Origin of the sequence: Corynebacterium sp. (assembly GCF_012837295.1) — a bacterium.
GTDB lineage: Bacteria > Actinomycetota > Actinomycetes > Mycobacteriales > Mycobacteriaceae > Corynebacterium.
The window spans coordinates 1-18,598 of record NZ_DURI01000370.1 but is presented as its reverse complement, the minus strand read 5'-3'; the positions used below and the strand labels follow the sequence as shown (position 1 = coordinate 18,598).

Here is an 18,598-nt window from a genome sequence, read left to right as displayed (position 1 = left end):
GGCACCGCCTCCAGCGGCAGGGTGCCGCCCGCGGACGGCAGGCCGAGGACGATGAACGCGATGAGGTTGACGATCAATCCCGGGTTGCCCAGCAACGCGTTGATGGCGTGACTTACCCAGCCGACGGCGAGGATCATCGCGGCGGTAAAGCCCCACAGGGCGAACGGCTTGTGCAGGGGCATTCCGACCATCGAGCCGATGGCCACGTACAGCGCCGCGACGAGGGCGGCCTGGGTGGCGGACATGCCGAACTTCACCACGAGGGTCGACAGCCGCGACACGCGATGGTGGTGGTGCCGCACGAAGATCGGGCCCCACTCCAGCGAGTGGATGCCCAGGCGGTTGTCGACGATCTGGCCCGTCACCATTGCGCCGGTGAAGCCCGCTAGCACGATGAGCAGCGTCCAGTAGAACGCGGACAGGCCGTTGCCGGTGCCGTCGGGAAGCGGGTGGAAGTCCTCGAATTTGAAGTCGACCGGGTGCGCCGCGGCGGCCAGGGCGGTGCCGGTCGGCCCCTCCCCTTCCGGCGCGTCCGCAGCGGCGGCTTCGACCTTTTCCAGCAGTTGCTCGCCGACGGCTTCGTCGACCTGCGTGCGAACTTGGAAGCCGACCTCCTTGACGATGGTCGACGCGCCCAGACCGGCCGCGGGGTTGGAGATGATGCGGATGTCCGGGGCGACGACCTCGTTGTCGACCATGGTGCCGATGCCCCAGGCGTTGAGGCGGGAACTGAAGTTCTCGGGGATGACGATCGCGCCGTAGAGTTCGCCGCGCGACATTTGTTCGATGGCCTCTTGGCCGCTGATCTGGCGGAGGTCGAATTGCTCGTCGTCGATGCCGTCGACGATGCCTTCGACGACCTGGTCGCCCGCCCTCAACTCGGTGCCGTCGAGGGTGCCCGCGCCGCGGTCGGCGTTGACGATGGCGATCGGAAATTCATGGAGGTTCTTTTTGGGGTTGACGTTGCCGGTGAGATAGGCGCCGCCGAAGAAGATCGTCAGCAGGGCGACGGCGAGGGTCGGCGCCAACCAGAACGCCAGTGTCCGGCGGGGGTCGCGGGTGTCTCGGCTCATCGCGCGGCCCCCAATCCCCCGTCGACGCCCCGGACGAGCAGGACTCCGAGGTCGGAGACGAGCTCGTCGAGCGGGCCACGGTCGTCGTCGCCCACCCACTGCGCCGCGGTCCACGCGATGGAGGCGGCGACGCCACGAGCGGCGGTTTCCGGTGCCAGCGGCCCTGCTGCGAGACTTGCGCCGAGGGTCGGGGCGGCGAGGATCCGTCCCGCCAGATAGTCGATGGACTGGCGGAGAACTTCGGGGCCGCCCGGGCCGGCGAGGACGCGGTGCATGAAGTCGACGTGGGGCTCGAGCTTTTCGACGGCGATGCCGATGACCTCGAGGATCTTCCCGGAATCGCCGGAGTCGAATCCGTCGGCGACGGGGTCCAATCCTTCGAAGGCCTGCTCCAGCCGGAGGACCGCGGCGTCGGCCCAGGCCTCGGAAAGGTCGCCGTAGACGGCGTAGAAGGTCGGGCGGCTCACGCCGGCTTCGTTGGCCAGGTCGGTGATGGTGATGTCCACGGGGTCCCGCTGGTCCAACAGGACGGCGGCGGCCGCGCGCAGCTTGTCACGCGACCGTGACCACGGACGTGGCGAACTCAGGATTTTACGCATGTAAACTTTTTACACCTGTAAACCGGCTTTGCGCAATTGCGCCACGGACAGAGCTTTCACCTCCGGCACTCCACCCCCATGAAACACATGCGATTTGGCCGAGGATTGAATGTTTGAAAACAATTCGATCCGCATTCCCGAATGGCCGCCCGGAGTACACGATGACGAATCCTCCCCCGCCGAACGGCGGCCAGTCCAACCCGTACGGCCCCCGTAACCAGTGGGTCGACGGCAATGTGCGGCCGAATCCGCCCCCCGAATCAGTGCGGCGCCCAGCCGCGGCCGCCCCTGAAACTCCCACCGAGGAGACTCCGTCGGAGGAAAGGGCGCCCACCGACGAAGATGTTCCCGCCGAGTTCAAGTTCGCGCTTCGGAAGGCCGGCCTCCACGATCAGCCGACCTCCGGATACGGCGAGCAGCTCTCGCCACAGGCGGCCCAGTACGCCGTCGTAAACCTCTGAGTTGCACCACGGACACTCTCGCCCGCCCCCGGCCACACTGCGCACGAAAAAACCCCGCCACATGGGGCGGGGTGATTCGCGGCCAAAACGCCAGTAGTGGGCCCCGTGGGGCTCGAACCCACGACCTACGGATTAAAAGTCCGCAGCTCTACCAACTGAGCTAGAGGCCCTCGCCACGCCGGCACCTGCGGCCCGACGCGACGATGTGGGGATCTTACCGCCCCGCCCCCGGGGCGACGAAAACACTCTCACCCACGCCGTGCCGGGAATCACTTGGGTCACAAATGTTCACCCCCGTCGGGTATCACGACAGGCCGTCGTCAAGCAGGCATTAACGCACTTCGATTACCCCCTCCCCTATCGGGGCCGGGAACCAACCGAGGCTCTGGGACGACTGACACGGTGAGAGCTATTTTGCCTGCGGACCTTCGCGCACCCTTTTTCTACGGCCCGCTTTTCACTGAGGAGAGTTCATGGACGTCGTGGACGTGTCACGGTGGCAGTTCGGCATCACCACCGTCTACCACTTCATTTTCGTGCCGCTGACCATCGGTTTGGCGCCGATGGTCGCGCTGATGCAGACGATGTGGCAGACGACGGGGAAGGCCCATTGGTACCGGGCGACCCGTTTCTTCGGCACGGTGTTCCTGATCAACTTCGCCATGGGCGTGGCCACGGGCATCGTGCAGGAGTTCCAGTTCGGCATGAACTGGTCGGAGTACTCGCGGATGGTCGGCGACGTCTTCGGCGGGCCGTTGGCACTGGAGGGCCTGATCGCGTTCTTCCTCGAGTCGACGTTCCTGGGCCTGTGGATCTTCGGCTGGGGCCGCATCCCCGGTTGGCTGCACACGGCGTCGATCTGGGTCGTCGCGGTGGCGGTGAATTTGTCGGCGTACTTCATCATCGTGGCCAATTCCTTCATGCAGCACCCGGTCGGCGCGGAGTACAACCCGGAGACCGGCCGCGCGGAGCTGACGGACATCGTCGCGCTGCTGACCAACCCGACGGCGCTGGCGGCGTTCCCGCACGCGGTGGCGGGCGCCTTCCTCACGGCCGGCACTTTCGTGCTCGGCGTGACGGGATGGTGGATGGTCCGGGCGGCACGGCAGGGCAAGGATTCGCTTGACGACGTCTCCCGCCACGACGCCCACCGTCCCGCGCACCGAATGGCCTGGTGGACGGTGGTGCTCTCTTCGATCGGGGTGGCGTTCACCGGCGACGTCCAGGCGAAGCTCATGTTCGTGCAGCAGCCGATGAAGATGGCGTCGGCGGAATCGCTGTGCTCCACGGAAGTGGACCCGAACTTCTCCGTCCTGTCCATCGGCACGCACAACAACTGCGAATCCGTCATCCACGTGCTGGACGTGCCGTGGGTGCTGCCCTTCCTGGCTGAGGGGAAGTTCTCCGGCGTGACCCTCGAAGGCGTGCTCGATCTGCAGCAGCGCTACGAGATGATGTTCGGCCCGGGAAATTACCAACCGAACCTGTTCGTCACCTACTGGTCCTTCCGCGCGATGATCGGCCTGATGGTGGGCTCGCTGGCCATCGCCTTCTTCAGCTGGCTGTTCACCCGCGGCGGCCGTCTGCCGCAGGGCAAGTGGGCGACCTGGTTCGCGTGGGGTTCGCTGGCCGCGATCCCGTTCCCGTTCCTGGCCAACTCGGCCGGCTGGATCTTCACCGAGATGGGCCGGCAGCCCTGGGTGGTGCACCCGCATCCGGAATCCTTCGGCGATCCGCGGACGGAACTGATCCGGATGACGGTCGACATGGGCGTTTCCGATCACGCGCCCTGGCTCGTGCTGCTGACGCTGATCGGCTTCACGCTCATCTACCTGATCCTCGCGATCGTGTGGTTCCGGCTCATCCAACGGGTGGTCGTCGCCGGGCCACCGCCCGAATCGGGGCCGGCCGCCACCGGCGAAGGCCCGTCGGCCACCGTCGGCGCGGCCGCCCCGGTCCGGTTCACCGCCGAGGCCGCACCGGCCGGAAAGGACGCGTGAGCGACATGTTCGGAATCGACCTGCCCGTGTTGTGGTTCATCCTGGTGGCGTTCCTGTTCGCCGGGTACTTCCTGTTGGAGGGATTCGACTTCGGCATCGGCATCCTGCTGCCGATCCTCGGCCGCGACGAGGCCCGCCGCAGCGCCATGCTGCGCACCATCGGCCCCGTGTGGGACGGCAACGAGGTGTGGCTGATCACGGCCGGCGGTGCGCTGTTCGCGGCGTTCCCCGAGTGGTACGCCACCATGTTCTCCGGCTTCTATCTGCCCCTGTTCCTCATTCTGCTGGCGCTCATCGTCCGCATCGTCGGCCTGGAGTGGCGCAAGAAGGTCGACGATCCCGTGTGGCGGCGCCGCTGCGACGCCGCGATCATCGCCGGCTCGTGGTTGCCGCCGATCCTGTGGGGCGTGGCGGTGGCCAACCTGGTCCGGGGCGTGCCGCTCGACGCCGACCACGGCATGTCCAGCGGCCCCGACGTCCTGCTCGGCCTGCTCAACCCCTACGCGTTGCTCGGCGGCGCGGCGCTGACGGCGGTGTTCGTGCTGCATGGGCTGACGTTCCTGCGGCTGAAGACCGCCGGCGAGCTCCGCGAATCCGCCCACCGCGTTCTCCTGCCGGTCGCCGCGGCGGCCACGGTCCTCGGCGCGGCGTTCGTGCTGTGGACGCAGCTGGCGCACGGCAAGCCGTGGACGTGGGCGGTCACCGCCATCGCGCTGCTCGGGGTCGTCGGCGGGGTGGCCATGGTCCTGCGGGGCCGCGACGGCATCGCGTTCGCCGCGACGTCGGCCGCCGTCATCGCCGTGACCGCGCTCATCTTCGGCTCGCTGTTCCCGTGGCTGATGCCCACCACGCTGGCCGACGGCGCGGGCCTCGACGTCTGGAACGCCTCGTCGAACCCGTACACGCTGACCATCATGACGTGGGCGGCGCTGTTCATCACCCCGCTGGTCATCGCGTACCAGGGCTGGACGTATTGGGTGTTCCGCAAGCGCATCACCGCGGAGCCGGTCACCGCATGACCCGCCGCGGCCCCGTCGATCCCCGACTGGCCAGGCTGTCCGCGCCGGCCCGGCGGTGGATCGCCGTGGCCGCGCTGCTGGCGGCGCTGCGGGTCGTGGGCGTGCTCGCATTCGGCGTCCTCGTCGGCACGGTCGCCGCGGGCCTCATCGTCGGTGACGGCACGGTCGCCGATTACGCCGGGCATCTCTTCGCCCTCTCCGTCATCGCCGTGACCCGCGCGGCCATCGCGTGGGCGGAGGCCCGCTTCGGCCGCCGCGCGGGTGCCGAGGTCGTCGCCGATCTGCGCTCCCGAACGCTGGCCCGCCTGGCCGTCGCCGATCCGCGCCACCTCGACCGCGCGTCGTGGCGCACCCTGCTCGGCGAGGGCATCGAGGGCGTGGGCCCATACGTCGCCGGATACCTGCCGGCTCTGGCCTCCACGGTCATCGCAGCCCCGGCCGCACTGGCCGCGGTGTGGTGGTTCGACCCCGGATCGGCGTTGATCGCGCTGGTCACGTTGCCGCTCATCCCCATCTTCATGTGGCTGGTGGGGACGCTCACCGCCGGCCGCACGGCCCGCCGCCTGCGCGACTTGGGGGTGCTGTCGGACCAAATGCTCGACTTGGTCGCGGGCCTGCCCACGCTGCGCGCCTTCGGCCGCCGGCGCGCACCGGCCGCCGAAATCCGCCGCCTGTCGGAGACCCACCGCTCCTCCACGATGTCCGTGTTGCGCATCGCGTTCCTGTCGGGGTTCGTCCTCGAGTTCCTGGCGACGCTGTCGGTGGCCCTCGTCGCGGTCGGCATCGGCTTCCGTCTCCTCGACGGCGGCATGACGTTGGCGGCGGGGCTGACGGTGCTCATCATCGTCCCGGAGGTCTACGGCCCGGTCCGCGACGTCGGCGTGCGTTTCCACGACGCCCAGGACGGGTTGGCGGCCATCGACGCCGTCTTTTCGCTTGACGACGATCCCGCGCCCCCGTCGTCCGTCGCAATGCAAGGGCATGCCGGGGACGGCATCCGGGTGATCTTCGACGGCCTCACCGCCTCCGGCCGCGACGGCGACCGGCCGCGCGACCTGACCGGCGTCGCCGAGCCCGGCGCGGTCACGGTGCTGGCCGGCGAGAACGGCTCGGGCAAGTCGACGGCGCTGCTGGCGCTGCTAGGCATCGTCACCGACGGCGTGACCGGATCCGCGGCCGCCGTCGCCCCGGACGGCGCGATCGCCGGCGAGGACCTGTGGCGGCGGACCTCTTACGTCCCGCAGCGCCCGGTGCTCGATGCTGCGCTCGTCGGCGATGCGTCGGGACTGTCGCTCGGCGAACGCCAGCGGGTCGCCGTCGGCGCGGAACTGCTGCGGGGCCGGGAGCTGCTCATCCTCGACGAGCCGACCGCCCACCTTGACGAGGCCAACGCCGCCGAGATGCTCGCCCTGTTGCGCGACCGGGCGAACGCCGGGGCGACCGTCCTGGTCGCCTCGCACGATCCGCTCGTGCTCGCCGCCGCGGACGCCGTGATCGAGGTGACCCCATGAGCCTGTCCGCCGACGTCCGCGCCCTGCGTTCCGCGCGCCCGCTGACCGGGCTGACGTGGCGCGAGCTCATCGCCCCCGTCGCCGCCGGGTCGGTGACGCTGCTGTCGGCGCTGGCGCTGACCATCGTGTCGGCGTGGCTGATCACGAAGGCGTGGCAGCAGCCGAGCGTCATGGACCTCACCGTCGCCGTGACCGCCGTGCGCGCCCTGGGCATCTCGCGGGCCGTGTTCCGCTACGTCGACCGCGTGGTCTCCCACGATCTGGCCCTGACCTGCGCGGCCCGCACCCGCGCCAACGCCTATCGGATGCTCGCCGACGGTCCGCCGTCCCGCGCCCTGCGCCTGGGCCGCGGCGACTTGCTCACCCGCCTGGGCGACGACGTCGACCTCGTGTCGGACGTCGTGGTCCGCGCCCTCGTGCCCGCCGGCGTCGCGGCGGTGACGTCGGTGGCGGCGGTGGCGTTCACCGCCCTGCTCTCCCCCACCGCCGCGATCGTGCTGGCGGTGGGGCTGATCATCGCCGGCACCGCCGCGCCGTGGGCGGCGGCCCGGGCGACGAGGACCGCCGCCGCCGAACGTGCCAGAGCTCTGGAAGACCACGTCACCGCCGTGGACCGCGTGCTCGCCGACGCCCCCGCCCTGCGCGTGCGCGGAGAGATCGACGGGGCGCTCGCCGACGCGGACCGCGCCGCCCGCACGTTGGCCGCCGCGGACGAATCCGCCGCACCCGCCGACGCCGCCGGAGCCGCCGTCTCGGTCCTCGCGTCGGCGCTGACGGTCGTCGCCGTGCTCGTGGTCGCGGGCCTGGCCGCGCCAGATCATTCCCCGCAATGGCTCGGCGTGCTCGCACTGCTGCCGTTGGCCGCCTTCGAATCCGTCGCCGCTCTGCCCGGCGCGGCGGTCGCGGTCACCGGCGCCGCGGGGGCCGCACGCCGACTCGCGGAACTCGCCGGCGCGGCCGAATCGGATGTCGATGAGCCGTCGACACGCGAGCCGGGCCCCGCCCGCCCCATGCTCCGCGCTCGCGGCCTGCGCTACGGCCATGGCCGCGACGTCGGCGCCGCGGATCTGGACCTGCCCTTTGGCGCGCGCCACACCATCGTCGGACCGTCGGGATCCGGCAAGACCACGCTGCTGATGACGCTCGCCGGCCTGCTGCCGCCCCGCGGCGGCGAGTTCCGCGCAGACGGCGCCTTGTTCGTGGCCGAGGACGGGCACGTGTTCGCCACGACCGTGCGGGACAACCTCGCCGTCGGCGCCCCGCGCGCCACCGATGAACTGATGTCGGCGACCCTGCACGCGGTCGGTCTCGGCACCTGGGCCGAGGGGCTTCCCGACGGCTTGTCCACCGTCCTGCCCTCCGGCGCCGCCGACCTGTCCGGCGGCCAACGGCGGCGATTGCTGCTGGCGCGGGCGCTGCTCACCGACGCGCCGATCTTGCTGCTCGACGAACCCTTCGAGCACCTCGACGACGCCGGGGCGGCCGAACTGCGCGCGATCCTCGACGCCCCCGACTTGCCCGGCGCGCGGGCCGAGCGGACCGTCGTGGTCGTCGAGCACCCGCGCTGATCCGGGCTGGCCCGGCTACTGGAGCTGCAGCGACGGCAACTGCGGCAGCGGCAGCTCCGGCAGCTCCGGCAGGCCCGGGATCAGGGAACCGGCGCCGGGCTCGGGCGCGGGCTCGTTCTCGGCGATCCACGCCTGGTCGGCGGCGACGTCCTGGCCGATGGTGCGGAAGTCGCTCTGCGGTGCGGTGGATTCCTCGACGGCGAAGTGCTCGTTGACCTTGCCGTCCTCGACGCCGTAGGCGTCCTGGATAGCCTGGTCGACCGGCTGGTAGCGGGCGACGGGGCCGATGGCCATCGAGTTCACGCCGATCGCCTGGTTGGTGATCGGGTCGTAGGCGTTGCCGCCGGAGTCGCCCTTGCCCAGGTACGAGACCGCCCAGACGCCGTTGCGGACGCGGAAGACCTGGACGCCGCAGTTGCGGCCGGTGCGCGAGCCGTCGGAGCAGATGGGGCGGCCGAAGTTGTCCACGGACACCTCGCCCGGCTTGAGCTCGCGGTAGTCGACGACGCCGGTCATGGGGACGCCGTCGGCGCCGACGATGCGGCCGCCGTTGCCGCCGGCGACGCCGTTTTCGTCGACGGACTGGCTGACCGAGGTGGTTCCGACGCCCTCGTCGACGACGATGAAGGCGTAGTCCGAGCCGTTGAACGTGGAGTCGAGGACGGCGCCGAGGTCCCCGGCGGCGGGGTCGTTTTCGTCCATGAGGGGGAAGCCGGCCGGGCCGACCTCGCCGATGCGCACGTTGCCGTCGTGGGTCGGGGCGAAGATCTCGCCGGTGGACTGGGGAAGCTGCGGGTTGCCGTCGGGGTTGACGCAGTGGCCGGCTGTGATGATCACGCGGTGCTGCACGCCGTCGGCGTCGGTGACGGTGCCCGGCACGCCGGTCGAGCACATGCCCGTCTTGACGTGGCGGCCGTCGTCGACGGCGGCGCCCGGCTCCGGCATGCGGATCGGACTGCCGGGCCCGACGGTGACGGAATTCGCGGCCGGAACGGCGATGGTGGCGGTTGCGGCGGCGATCGCGGCGATGAGCGACGCGCTCTTCTTCAGTTTCATGCGGGGTCCCCTGATCCTCTGGTGGGCCGGCCCTCGCAGCCCGTTGGGGCCACCGTATCCGCGACACTTCGCCCCGACCCGTCAATCGCGGGGCATGTCGCGGATCACTTTCTCCCTTTCGCCCCTTTGGTTCACGGCGTACACTTCAGTCACGGCATTCACGCCGGAAGCATGTTTGCAGCCACCCGAAGGAGGGGCACGATGACCGACCCGCGCAACGACCGCGACCACGACCCGAAGGACGACGCCACCGAGAACCCGGGCGACTCCCAGCCGTCCGAGCAGGAGATCGACCAGGAGCTGGAGGAGACCTTCCCCGCCAGCGATCCGCCGGCCAACTACTAGCCCGCCTTACCCGTCCCCGGACACGCCAGGACCCGCCCCGATTGCTTTCGGGGCGGGGCCTTTCGCTTTACGACGGCCGGTCAGCGGCCGCCGCGCCTACTTCGCCGACAGCCGCGAGATGATGTTGAGCTCGCGCGCCTCGCGGTAGAGGTCCTCGCGATGGTCGGGGTGGGCGACCTCGATGAGGCGCTGGGCCCGGGTCGAGTAGTCCGTGCCGCGCAGCCGGGCGATGCCGTGTTCGGTGACGACGTTGTCGATGTAGTTCTTGTGCGTGGTCACGGGCGAGTTCGGGCCGAGCTTGACCTTGATCTTGCTGGTGCCGTCGCGGGTGACGGACGGGCACACGATGTAGCCGCGCCCGCCCGGGGAACGGCGCGCGCCGATGGCGAAGTCCAGCTGTCCGCCGGAGCCGGAGTAGAACCGGCCGGCGACGGTCTCCGAGGCGGCCTGGCCGAGCAGGTCCACCTCGGTGGTGGCGTTGACGCTGACCATGTTCGGCTCCAGGCCGATGAGGAAGGGATCGTTGGTCCGCTCGACGGAATCCAGGTACACCGCAGGGTTGCGGTCGACCCAGTCATAGAGCTTGCGGGTGCCCATGATGAAGGTGGCCACGCACTGTCGCTGGTGCGAACGCTTGAACCGGCCGGTCACCGCACCGCATTCGACCAGGTCCATGACGCCGTCGGACATCAGCTCGGTGTGCACGCCCAGGTCCTTGCGGTCCTTGAGCATCGCCAGGATGGCGTTGGGCAGGCGCCCGATGCCCAGCTGCAGGCAATCCCGGTCCTGGATCTCCGGCGCGATGAACTCGGCGATCCGGTGGTCGGCCGAGCCGACCTCCGGCAAGGTCGGCGGGACTTCGAGCAGATCGGCGTCGGAACGCGTGGCGCCGACCATCTGGCGGGCGTGGATCTGGTTCTGGCCCAGCGAGTGCGGGACCTTCGCGTTGATCTCGCCGAAGATCGGCAGGTTGCCGATGAACTGGACGGAGTAGTCGGCGCCGAGGCCGATGGCCATGTACCCGTGCTCGTCGGGCTCGGACACGGACGCGATGAGGATGTCCGGCTTGACGTGGTCGCGGACGAGCTCCGGGATCATGGAGAAGCTCACCGGGTACAGCTCGGTCGTGCCGTTGGAGTGGCCCTTGCGGGAACCGCCGCCGAGGAAGAACTCGTGGTGCGTGAGCTTCCCCGGGTACTCCCCCATCTGATACGGCCGCGTCGACTCGGTGCACATCTGATAGACGTGGACGTCCTCGAACTGCTCGGCGTGGGCCTCGAGCATGTCCAGCAGTGCGGACGGCTCGCAGGCGGCGACGGGAACGAGGATCTTCGTGCCGGGCTTGATGTGCTCCAGCAGTGCCTCGGGGGCCAGGTCGAGATGGTCGTGCACGGGGGATCCTTCCGTTGAGTTAATGACCTTTCACACAATAAACATTGGATTGAGATACAAACCACCCCCGGGGGACGGTGTTCGCCTGTCGCGGCGCCGGAACGCGATTTCCGCGACGCCGCCGCCGGTGCGACAATGCGGGCGTGACTGACCTGCGCATCGGACCCCACCAGCTCGCCTCGCCCGTCGTGCTCGCCCCCATGGCGGGCGTGACCAACGTGGCGTTCCGCACGCTGTGCCGCGAGCAGGAGCGCGAGCGCATGGGCACCGTCGCCGGCCTCTACGTCTGCGAGATGGTCACCGCGCGCGCCCTGGTGGAGCGCAACGAAAAGACCATGCACATGACCACGTTCGCCGACGACGAGGACCCGCGCAGCCTGCAGCTGTACACCACGGATCCCGAGTGGACCTACGAGGCCGCGAAGATGATCGTCGACGAGAACCTCGCCGACCACATCGACATGAACTTCGGCTGCCCCGTGCCCAAGGTGACCCGGCGCGGCGGCGGTTCGGCCCTGCCGTACAAGCGCCGCCTGTTCGGAAACATCGTCGCCGCGGCCGTGCGCGCCACCGAGGGCACCGACATCCCGGTGACCGTGAAGTTCCGAGTCGGCATCGACGACGACCACCACACGCACCTCGACGCCGGCCGCATCGCCGCGGACCAGGGTGCCGTCGCCGTGGCCCTGCACGCCCGCACGGCGTCGCAGCGCTATTCCGGGCAGGCCGATTGGTCGCAGATCGCCCGGCTGAAGGAACACATGGTCGACTCGGGGCACGCGAGCGTCCCGGTGTTGGGCAACGGCGACATCTTCGCCGCCGGCGACGCCCGCCGCATGATGGACGAGACCGGCTGCGACGGCGTCGTCGTCGGCCGCGGCTGCCTGGGCCGCCCGTGGCTGTTCGCAGAGCTGTCGGCGGAGCTGCGCGGCCTGCCCGTGCCCGATCCCCCGACGCTGGCGGAGGTCGCCGCCATCATCCGGCGCCACGCGGGCCTTCTGGTTGAGCATGAAGGCGAGCGCAAGGGCTGCCGTGACCTGCGCAAGCACGTCGGCTGGTACCTGCGCGGCTATCCGGCCGGCTCGGAGGTCCGCTCCTCCCTGGCGCGGGTGGCCACGCTCGCGGAGCTCGACGAAGTCCTGGCCCCACTTGCCGACGGCCCCCACGCCGACGCCCTGCCCGACGACGCAGATGGCGCCCGCGGGCGGCAGGGCTCTCCGGGCAAGGTGGTCCTCCCCGAAGGCTGGCTCGATGACCCCGAGGATGAAACCGTGCCCGAGGGAGCGGATTTGATGCATTCCGGCGGTTAATCGTCCCTCAATCGGGGGCGAAACCGGTGGCTGGGAACCCTCCGCTGGTCTCAACAGGCGAATAGTCGCCGAAGGTCCTACTATTGGTGCCCATGCGCACCGTTTACCGCGAACAGATGGACAACCTCGCCCACGGACTGATCGTCATGTGCGACCACGTCCATGGCATGCACCGCGCCGCTTGCAAGGCGCTTTTCGATGCCGACCTCGAGGCCGCCGAGTCGGTCCTCAGCTCGCTGGACAAGCTCGACGAATTCCGGATCTCCGCGGAGGACCGGGCCTTCGAGCTGCTCGCCCGCGAGGCCCCCGTGGCCCGCGATCTGCGCCAGGTCGTCTCCGGCATCTACATCGTCGAGGACATGGCCCGCATGGGCGCCCTGTCGGTCCACATCGCCAACACCGCCCGCCGTCGCCACCCCGAAAAGGCCCTGCCCGAGGAGATCGAGGGCTACTTCCGCGAGATGGCCTCCGTCGCCGACAAGATCACCCACGACACCCGTCAGGTCCTGATCGACTACGACGTCGCCAGCGCCCTGAAGGTCAGCGACGACGACGACGCCATCGACGACATCCACAGCCACCTGTTCACCCTCACCACCACCGACGACTGGCCGCATTCGCCGGCCGCGACGGTCGACGTGACCCTGCTGAGCCGCTACTTCGAGCGCTACGCCGACCACGCCGTGGCCGTCGCCGCCCGCATCGTCTACCTGGCCACCGGCTACAAGCAGGAGGACTACCTGCGCGAACTCGACTCCGAGGACCGCCGCGCCGCGATCACCAAACGGTTGAGCGACATGGCACGCCACTTCAACTCCTGAGTCGTCTCCCGCTCGTACGCAGCCGAACCAGACGTAGCCGAACCCGCCCCACGCCATGCAGGCCCAGGGCGGGTTCTTCGTGGTCCCCGTTCCGGTGTTTGCCCGCTGCGCTCTATCCCTGCTCGGGCTCCCGCGCGAAAACCCCGCTCCCCACCCTTCCGGGTGGGTGCGGGGTTCGTCGTGAAGCGGAAAAGGCGGTTTAGCCGAAGCGACCGGAGATGTAGTCCTCGGTCTCCTTCTTGTCCGGGTTCTCGAAGATCTTCTTCGTCGCGCCGACCTCGACGAGCTGGCCGGGCTTGCCGGTCGCCTCGAGCGAGTAGAACGCGGTCTGGTCGGAGACGCGCGCGGCCTGCTGCATGTTGTGCGTGACGATGACGATGGTGAAGTCTTCCTTCAGCTCGTGGATCAGGTCCTCGATCGCCAGCGTGGAAATGGGGTCCAGGGCCGAACAGGGCTCGTCCATGAGCAGGACCTCCGGCTCGACCGCGATGGCGCGGGCGATGCACAGGCGCTGCTGCTGGCCGCCGGAGAGACCGCCACCCGGCTTGTCCAGGCGGTCCTTGACCTCGTCCCAAAGGTTCGCCGAACGCAGGGACTTCTCGGCGACCTCCTTGAGCTTCTTCTTGTTCTTCTCACCGGACAGCTTCAGGCCGGCGACGACGTTGTCCTCGATGGACATGGTCGGGAACGGGTTGGGGCGCTGGAACACCATGCCGATGGTGTTGCGGACCGACACCGGGTCGATCTTCGGGCCGTAGATGTTCTCGCCGTCCAGGAGGACCTCGCCCTTGACGTACGCGCCGGGGATGACCTCGTGCATGCGGTTGAGCGAGCGGAGCACGGTGGACTTGCCGCAGCCGGAGGGGCCGATGAAGGCGGTGACGGAACGCGGCGGGACGTGGAGGTTGACGTCCTTCACGGCGTGGAAGTCGCCGTAGAAGATGTCGACGTTGTTGAGATCGAGGCGCTTGGCCATGACTTGTTGTCTCTTTCCTTGAAAAGGGCCTGCGGCCGCTACTGCTTGACGGAGAACTTGGCGGAGATGACGCGCGCGACGATGTTGATCAGCGCGATGATGAGCACCAGCGTCAGCGCGGCGCCCCACATCTTGTCGAACGCGGCGCCGGTGTTGCCGGCCTTGTACATGTCGAGCATGAACAGCGGCAGCGAGGACTGCGACTGGCCGAACGGGTTCCAGGTGATGATTCGCGACGTCGCGACCAGGATCAGCATCGGGGCCGACTCGCCCATGACGCGGGCGACGGCGAGCATGATGCCGGTGACGATGCCGGACAGCGCGGTCGGCAGGACGATCTTCGCGATCGTCTTCCACTTGGGCACGCCCAGGGCGTAGGACGCCTCGCGCAGGTCGGCGGGGACGACGCGGAGCATTTCCTCGGTGTTGCGGACGACGATCGGCAGCATCAGTAGCACCAGGGCCAGCGATACCGCGAAGCCGGAGCGGCTCATGCCGAACATGACCACCCACATCGAGTAGATGAACAGCGAGGCGACGATCGACGGGACGCCGGAGAGGATGTCCACCATGAAGGTGGTGATCTTGCCCAGGCGCGAGTTGCCGGCGTACTCCACCAGGTAGATGGCGACGAAGATGCCGAACGGGACGGTGATCAGCGAGGTCACCAGCGCCTGCACGATGGTGCCGATGATGGCGTGGGCGACGCCGCCGCTCTGGGAGCCGACGGTGACGCCGAGCTGCGACGACGTCCACCACTCGGCGGAGAGGATCATCGGCGCGCCGCGGGTGATCACCTCGAACAGCACCCAGATCAGCGGAACCAGCGCGAGCGCCATGCACGCGTAGATGAAGAAGGACGCGACCTTGTCGGACGCCTTGCGCGAACCCTTGATCGGGGTGAACGCGGAATCGGTCGTGGAAACCTTGGCGGTGGGGTCCTTGTCCAGGACCGCCTGATTGTCGGTGGCCATTGTCTGCTCCCTACTTCTTGGCGATGATTCGGGCGGCGGAGTTGACCACGAAGGTCAGGAAGAACAGGACCAGACCGGCGGACATGTACGCGCCCGCCTTCAGGTCGTCGTTGAACTCCGGTGCCGCGTTGGCGATGGCCGTGGCGAAGGTCGTGCCGCCGTCGAAGAACGAACCGCGGAACGCGTCCGACGGGGAAATGACCATGTACAGCGCCATCGTCTCGCCGAGGGCGCGGCCCAGGCCCAGCATCGAACCGGAGATGTAGCCGGACTTGCCGAAGGGCAGCACGGCCAGCTTGACGGTCTCCCAGCGGGTCGCGCCGAGCGCCAGGGACGCTTCGATGTGGCCGCGCGGGGTCTGGACGAACACCTCGCGGGTGGTCGCCGCGATGACCGGCAGGATCATGATGGCCAGGACCACGCCACCGGTGAAGAGGTTGCGGCCGGTTTCGAACGCCGGCGAGTTGGCGTAGGTGCTGAACAGGAAGATGCCCGAGAGGTTCTCGGCCCCCCACGTGTAGAAGCCGCCGAGGAACGGGCCGAGGGCCATGAAGCCCCACAGGCCGTAAACGATCGACGGCACCGCAGCGAGCAGGTCCACCAGGTAACCCAGCGGCTTGACCAGCTTCTTCGGCGCGTAGCTGGTCAGGAAGATCGCGATGCCCAGGGCGATGGGCATCGCGATGATCAGCGCCAGCACCGACACGGCGACGGTCACCATGAACAGATTCGGGATGCCGAAGTACATCGCCGACGTGTCGGCGAGGTTCCACCGCTCGTCGTAGGTGAAGAAGTTCGCCTCGTTGTTCCGCATCGACGGAACGGCGCGGAGGATCAGGAAGACTGCGATCGCGATGATCGACGCGGTGACGAGGGACGCGGCGCCGACCGACAGGGTCCGGAAAATCCGGTCGCCGGGGCGCACGACGCCCTTGGTCACGACCGGCTCGTCGCCGGCCGGGCCGCCGTCCACGCCGAGGCGCGGCGCGTTCGACAGGGTGGAGGCGTCGTGTGCCCCCTGGTCCTGCTCGGTCATCGCCGAATCCCCTTTCGCGGAGGTGGAGGAAGTCATTGGTGTTTCCTTAGCTGGGTTAGCCTGGTGTTGCGGGTCCCCATCACGTGCCACTGGCCGACGGCCCTGATCGCACGCGGTTATCGCGCGGATCGGGCCCGTCGGCCGCGGTGCAGATGAGGTGGTGCGGGGAGGCGACGCGGCCCGGGGTGCCGGGCGCGCCACGGCTCACCGCGGTCGAACCGTCTTACTGGATGGCGTCGACGGCGTCGACGAGCTTCTGCTTGAACTCGCCCTGGACCGGGATGTAGCCGAGGTCCTCGAGCTCCTGCGACTGGCCCTCCTCCAGGACGATCTTGAAGAAGTTCTTGACCAGGTCGCGGGTGGTCTCGTCGTAGCCCGCGGAGCAGACGATCTCGTAGGTCGTCAGCACCAGCGGGTAGGCGCCCTCGGCGTCCATGGCGAACAGGGCCTCGGCGTCGACGACCATGTCGTTGCCCTCGCCGGAGAACTCGACCTGGTCGAGCGCGGTGCCCACGGTGTCGGCGTTGAGCTCGACCGGGCCGTTGCCGAAGTCCATCTTGGCGATGCCCAGGTCCTTGTCCTTGGCGAAGCCGGCCTCGACGTAGGTGATGGCGCCCGGAACCTGGGCGACCTGGTCGACGACGCCCGCGGAGCCGTTGGCGCCCTGGCCGTTGGCGGTCGGGAAGGACTTGGAGGCCTCGTGCTCCCAGTCCTCCGGGGCGGCCGAGGTCAGGAACTTCATGAAGTTGTCGGTGGTGCCCGACTCCTCGGAGCGGTAGACGACCGAGATGTCGGTGTCGGGCAGCTCGACGCCCTCGTTGACCTCGGCGATGGCCGGGTCGTTCCACTTGGTGATCTTGCCGTCGAAGATCTGGGCGGTCAGGGCCGGGGTGAGGGAGACATCGACGCCCTCCAGGTTGTAGGCGATGGCGACGGGGCCGATGACCATGGGCAGGTGCCAGGCGTCGTTGCCGCCGCAGCGCTCGGCGGCGTCGGCGATCTGTTCGTCCTTCAGCGGCGAGTCGGAGCCGGCGAACGCGACGGTGTTGGCGATGAACTGCGACTGGCCCGAGCCGGAGCCCGTGGCGTTGTAGGACAGGGTCGAACCCGGCGAGTTGGACTCGAAGAGGGTCGCGAACAGGTCCATCGCGCGCTGCTGGGAGGTGGCGCCCTCGCCCTGCAGCTCGCCGGTGGTCTCGGAGAGGCCCTCGACCTGGGACTCGCCGGTGGAACCGGTCTCGGAGCAGGCGGACAGGGTCAGGCCGGCGACGGCGGTCAGGCCGAGGATGGTGGCGCGGCGGCGGGTGTTCTTCAGCACGGGTGTTCCTCCGGGAGAATTCTCGGTTTCGGGCAAGTGCCCGACGGGGCTGTCGTTTTCGATTCGTCCGGGCCGTGCCGTTGAAGAGCACGCCCCATAACAACCTTCGAAGTCCGGTCGGACTCCGCTGATTGGGAAACCTATCGGCCGATGGTTGCCGGATCCCGTGCAAAAGATGAACGAAAAGTGAACGCGAGACGTACTTCCGTCACCTACCCGGAGATGTCGATCACACCCCGTACATGACGTCGCGCCGCGTGACGTCGAAACCGGTTCGCTCGTACGTCCGCACGGCCGGTTCGTTGTCCCCCTCCACGTACAGGATTACCCGATCCGCGCCGCGATCGCGGAGATGCCGCATTCCCGCGCGCGTCAGCCACCCGCCGACCCCGCGCCCGCGCGCCGCCCCGGCCAGACCGATGACGTACACCTCGCCGACCCCGCCGCCGTGCCATTTGGTCCAGTGGAATCCGAGGATCTCCCCCGATTCCGCGTCGACGGCGAAGAGCACGCCCGCCGGGTCGAACCATTCCACGCGGCGGGCCCGGCGCAGCCGCCCGGCATCCCATCCGCCCTGTTCGGGGTGCCAGTCGAACGCCTCGTTGTTGACCGCCAGCCAGGCCTCGTCGACGGCGCCGTCCCCCATGCGTTCCCGCGCCGCCGGCAGGTTCTCCAGCCGGATGCCCCGCGGCGCGGGCTCGTCGTCGGCCAGCTGCACAATGGCCTCCCCGCCCGCGGTCATCTGCAGCAGTTCGCGCACGACCTTCCGGCCGGTCGCGGCGGCCAGCTCGGCCGCACCCGCCACGTCACCGTGCGCCCACACGGGAAGTTGCTTTCCGACGAGCCTGTCGACCGCGTCGAGCATCGCCTTTCCCCCGCCACGGCGCCGCACGTCCGGTGACACCGCCAATTCGGCGGAATCGTCGGCCACGCCGGCCAATCCGCACAGTGCGCCGTCGTCAAGCAGCTGCACGTGCCGGTGGCCGGCGTCCTCGTCCTCGAGGCCCCGGACGAACGCCTCGCCGAAGGGCTCGACCCCGTCCGCCCCTGCGACGGACTCCAGCAGCGCCCGCGCGGCGGCCGGCTCGGGAGTCCCGATCTCGATGGTGAAAGTCATGCCTGCGCAACCTCTTCCGGTT

Annotated in this window: 17 protein-coding genes and 1 tRNA gene; 8 read left to right on the top strand and 10 right to left on the bottom strand. The window is 69.1% G+C overall.

Features of this window, described 5'->3' with window-relative positions; all coding sequences use genetic code 11:
• Nucleotides 1-1,073 (bottom strand): DUF3533 domain-containing protein (locus tag GX015_RS12165; RefSeq protein WP_291345409.1); only part of this gene is annotated, 1,073 nt, incomplete at its 3' end.
• Complete coding sequence (locus GX015_RS12160) at nt 1,070-1,672, bottom strand: TetR/AcrR family transcriptional regulator (protein WP_291345408.1); 603 nt, start codon at nt 1,670-1,672, stop codon at nt 1,070-1,072. The genes GX015_RS12165 and GX015_RS12160, both read right to left, overlap by 4 nt.
• Nucleotides 1,673-1,833: 161 nt before the next feature.
• Here GX015_RS12160 and GX015_RS12155 point away from each other — a divergent pair, with 161 nt between their 5' ends.
• Nucleotides 1,834-2,133, top strand: a complete 300-nt coding sequence (locus GX015_RS12155) for an Ltp family lipoprotein (RefSeq protein WP_291345407.1) — start codon at nt 1,834-1,836, stop codon at nt 2,131-2,133.
• 97 nt (nt 2,134-2,230) lie between these two features.
• Here the strand turns inward: GX015_RS12155 and GX015_RS12150 are convergent.
• Nucleotides 2,231-2,303, bottom strand: a tRNA-Lys gene (locus GX015_RS12150).
• A 303-nt stretch (nt 2,304-2,606) separates the two neighbouring features.
• Here GX015_RS12150 and GX015_RS12145 point away from each other — a divergent pair.
• Genes GX015_RS12145 through cydC form a run of 4 tightly spaced genes read left to right on the top strand, consistent with a single transcriptional unit; the run spans nt 2,607 to nt 8,231 of the window.
• The gene (locus tag GX015_RS12145) at nt 2,607-4,133 is read left to right on the top strand and encodes a cytochrome ubiquinol oxidase subunit I (RefSeq protein WP_291345406.1); all 1,527 of its coding nucleotides are present in this window, start codon (nt 2,607-2,609) and stop codon (nt 4,131-4,133) included.
• A 14-nt stretch (nt 4,134-4,147) separates the two neighbouring features.
• Complete coding sequence (cydB, locus tag GX015_RS12140; protein WP_291345412.1) at nt 4,148-5,152, top strand: cytochrome d ubiquinol oxidase subunit II; 1,005 nt, start codon at nt 4,148-4,150, stop codon at nt 5,150-5,152.
• On the top strand, nt 5,149-6,663 hold the full coding sequence (locus GX015_RS12135) for an ABC transporter transmembrane domain-containing protein (protein WP_291345405.1): 1,515 nt from the start codon (nt 5,149-5,151) through the stop codon (nt 6,661-6,663). Before cydB ends, GX015_RS12135 begins: the two co-directional genes overlap by 4 nt.
• Nucleotides 6,660-8,231, top strand: a complete 1,572-nt coding sequence (gene cydC, locus GX015_RS12130; RefSeq protein ID WP_120983871.1) for a thiol reductant ABC exporter subunit CydC — start codon at nt 6,660-6,662, stop codon at nt 8,229-8,231. The genes GX015_RS12135 and cydC overlap by 4 nt, the downstream gene beginning before the upstream one ends.
• 15 nt (nt 8,232-8,246) lie before the next feature.
• Here the strand turns inward: cydC and GX015_RS12125 are convergent, their stop codons facing one another.
• Nucleotides 8,247-9,287, bottom strand: coding sequence for a hypothetical protein (locus tag GX015_RS12125; RefSeq protein WP_291345404.1), 1,041 nt, complete (start codon nt 9,285-9,287; stop codon nt 8,247-8,249).
• Between the two features lie 201 nt (nt 9,288-9,488).
• Here GX015_RS12125 and GX015_RS12120 point away from each other — a divergent pair, with 201 nt between their 5' ends.
• The gene (locus GX015_RS12120; RefSeq protein WP_155868014.1) at nt 9,489-9,632 is read left to right on the top strand and encodes a hypothetical protein; all 144 of its coding nucleotides are present in this window, start codon (nt 9,489-9,491) and stop codon (nt 9,630-9,632) included.
• A 96-nt stretch (nt 9,633-9,728) separates the two neighbouring features.
• On the opposite strand, the gene GX015_RS12115 is transcribed toward GX015_RS12120, so the two are convergent.
• Complete coding sequence (locus GX015_RS12115) at nt 9,729-11,024, bottom strand: acetyl-CoA hydrolase/transferase C-terminal domain-containing protein (RefSeq protein ID WP_052753149.1); 1,296 nt, start codon at nt 11,022-11,024, stop codon at nt 9,729-9,731.
• Nucleotides 11,025-11,176: 152 nt separating this feature from the next.
• On the opposite strand from GX015_RS12115, the gene dusB reads away from it, so the two are divergent.
• Together dusB and phoU are read left to right on the top strand one after the other, a co-directional pair.
• Nucleotides 11,177-12,334 (top strand): tRNA dihydrouridine synthase DusB, encoded by a 1,158-nt coding sequence (dusB, locus tag GX015_RS12110; protein WP_291345411.1) that lies wholly within the window; start codon nt 11,177-11,179, stop codon nt 12,332-12,334.
• A gap of 92 nt (nt 12,335-12,426) precedes the next feature.
• Nucleotides 12,427-13,155: a phosphate signaling complex protein PhoU gene (phoU, locus tag GX015_RS12105; protein ID WP_306509694.1), complete on the top strand. Its 729-nt coding sequence runs from the start codon at nt 12,427-12,429 to the stop codon at nt 13,153-13,155.
• Between the two features lie 199 nt (nt 13,156-13,354).
• Here phoU and pstB read toward each other — a convergent pair whose 3' ends face one another.
• The 5 genes from pstB to mshD form a co-directional block, all read right to left on the bottom strand.
• Nucleotides 13,355-14,131 (bottom strand): phosphate ABC transporter ATP-binding protein PstB, encoded by a 777-nt coding sequence (gene pstB, locus GX015_RS12100; protein WP_120983868.1) that lies wholly within the window; start codon nt 14,129-14,131, stop codon nt 13,355-13,357.
• Nucleotides 14,132-14,169: 38 nt separating this feature from the next.
• Complete coding sequence (pstA, locus tag GX015_RS12095; protein WP_278826808.1) at nt 14,170-15,105, bottom strand: phosphate ABC transporter permease PstA; 936 nt, start codon at nt 15,103-15,105, stop codon at nt 14,170-14,172.
• 10 nt (nt 15,106-15,115) lie between these two features.
• Entirely contained in the window at nt 15,116-16,141 is a 1,026-nt protein-coding gene (gene pstC / locus GX015_RS12090; protein ID WP_291345410.1) for a phosphate ABC transporter permease subunit PstC, read from the bottom strand.
• Between the two features lie 223 nt (nt 16,142-16,364).
• On the bottom strand, nt 16,365-17,459 hold the full coding sequence (gene pstS, locus GX015_RS12085) for a phosphate ABC transporter substrate-binding protein PstS (RefSeq protein ID WP_278826809.1): 1,095 nt from the start codon (nt 17,457-17,459) through the stop codon (nt 16,365-16,367).
• 229 nt (nt 17,460-17,688) lie between these two features.
• Entirely contained in the window at nt 17,689-18,576 is an 888-nt protein-coding gene (mshD, locus tag GX015_RS12080; RefSeq protein WP_291345403.1) for a mycothiol synthase, read from the bottom strand.
• Nucleotides 18,577-18,598 lie beyond the last annotated feature (22 nt).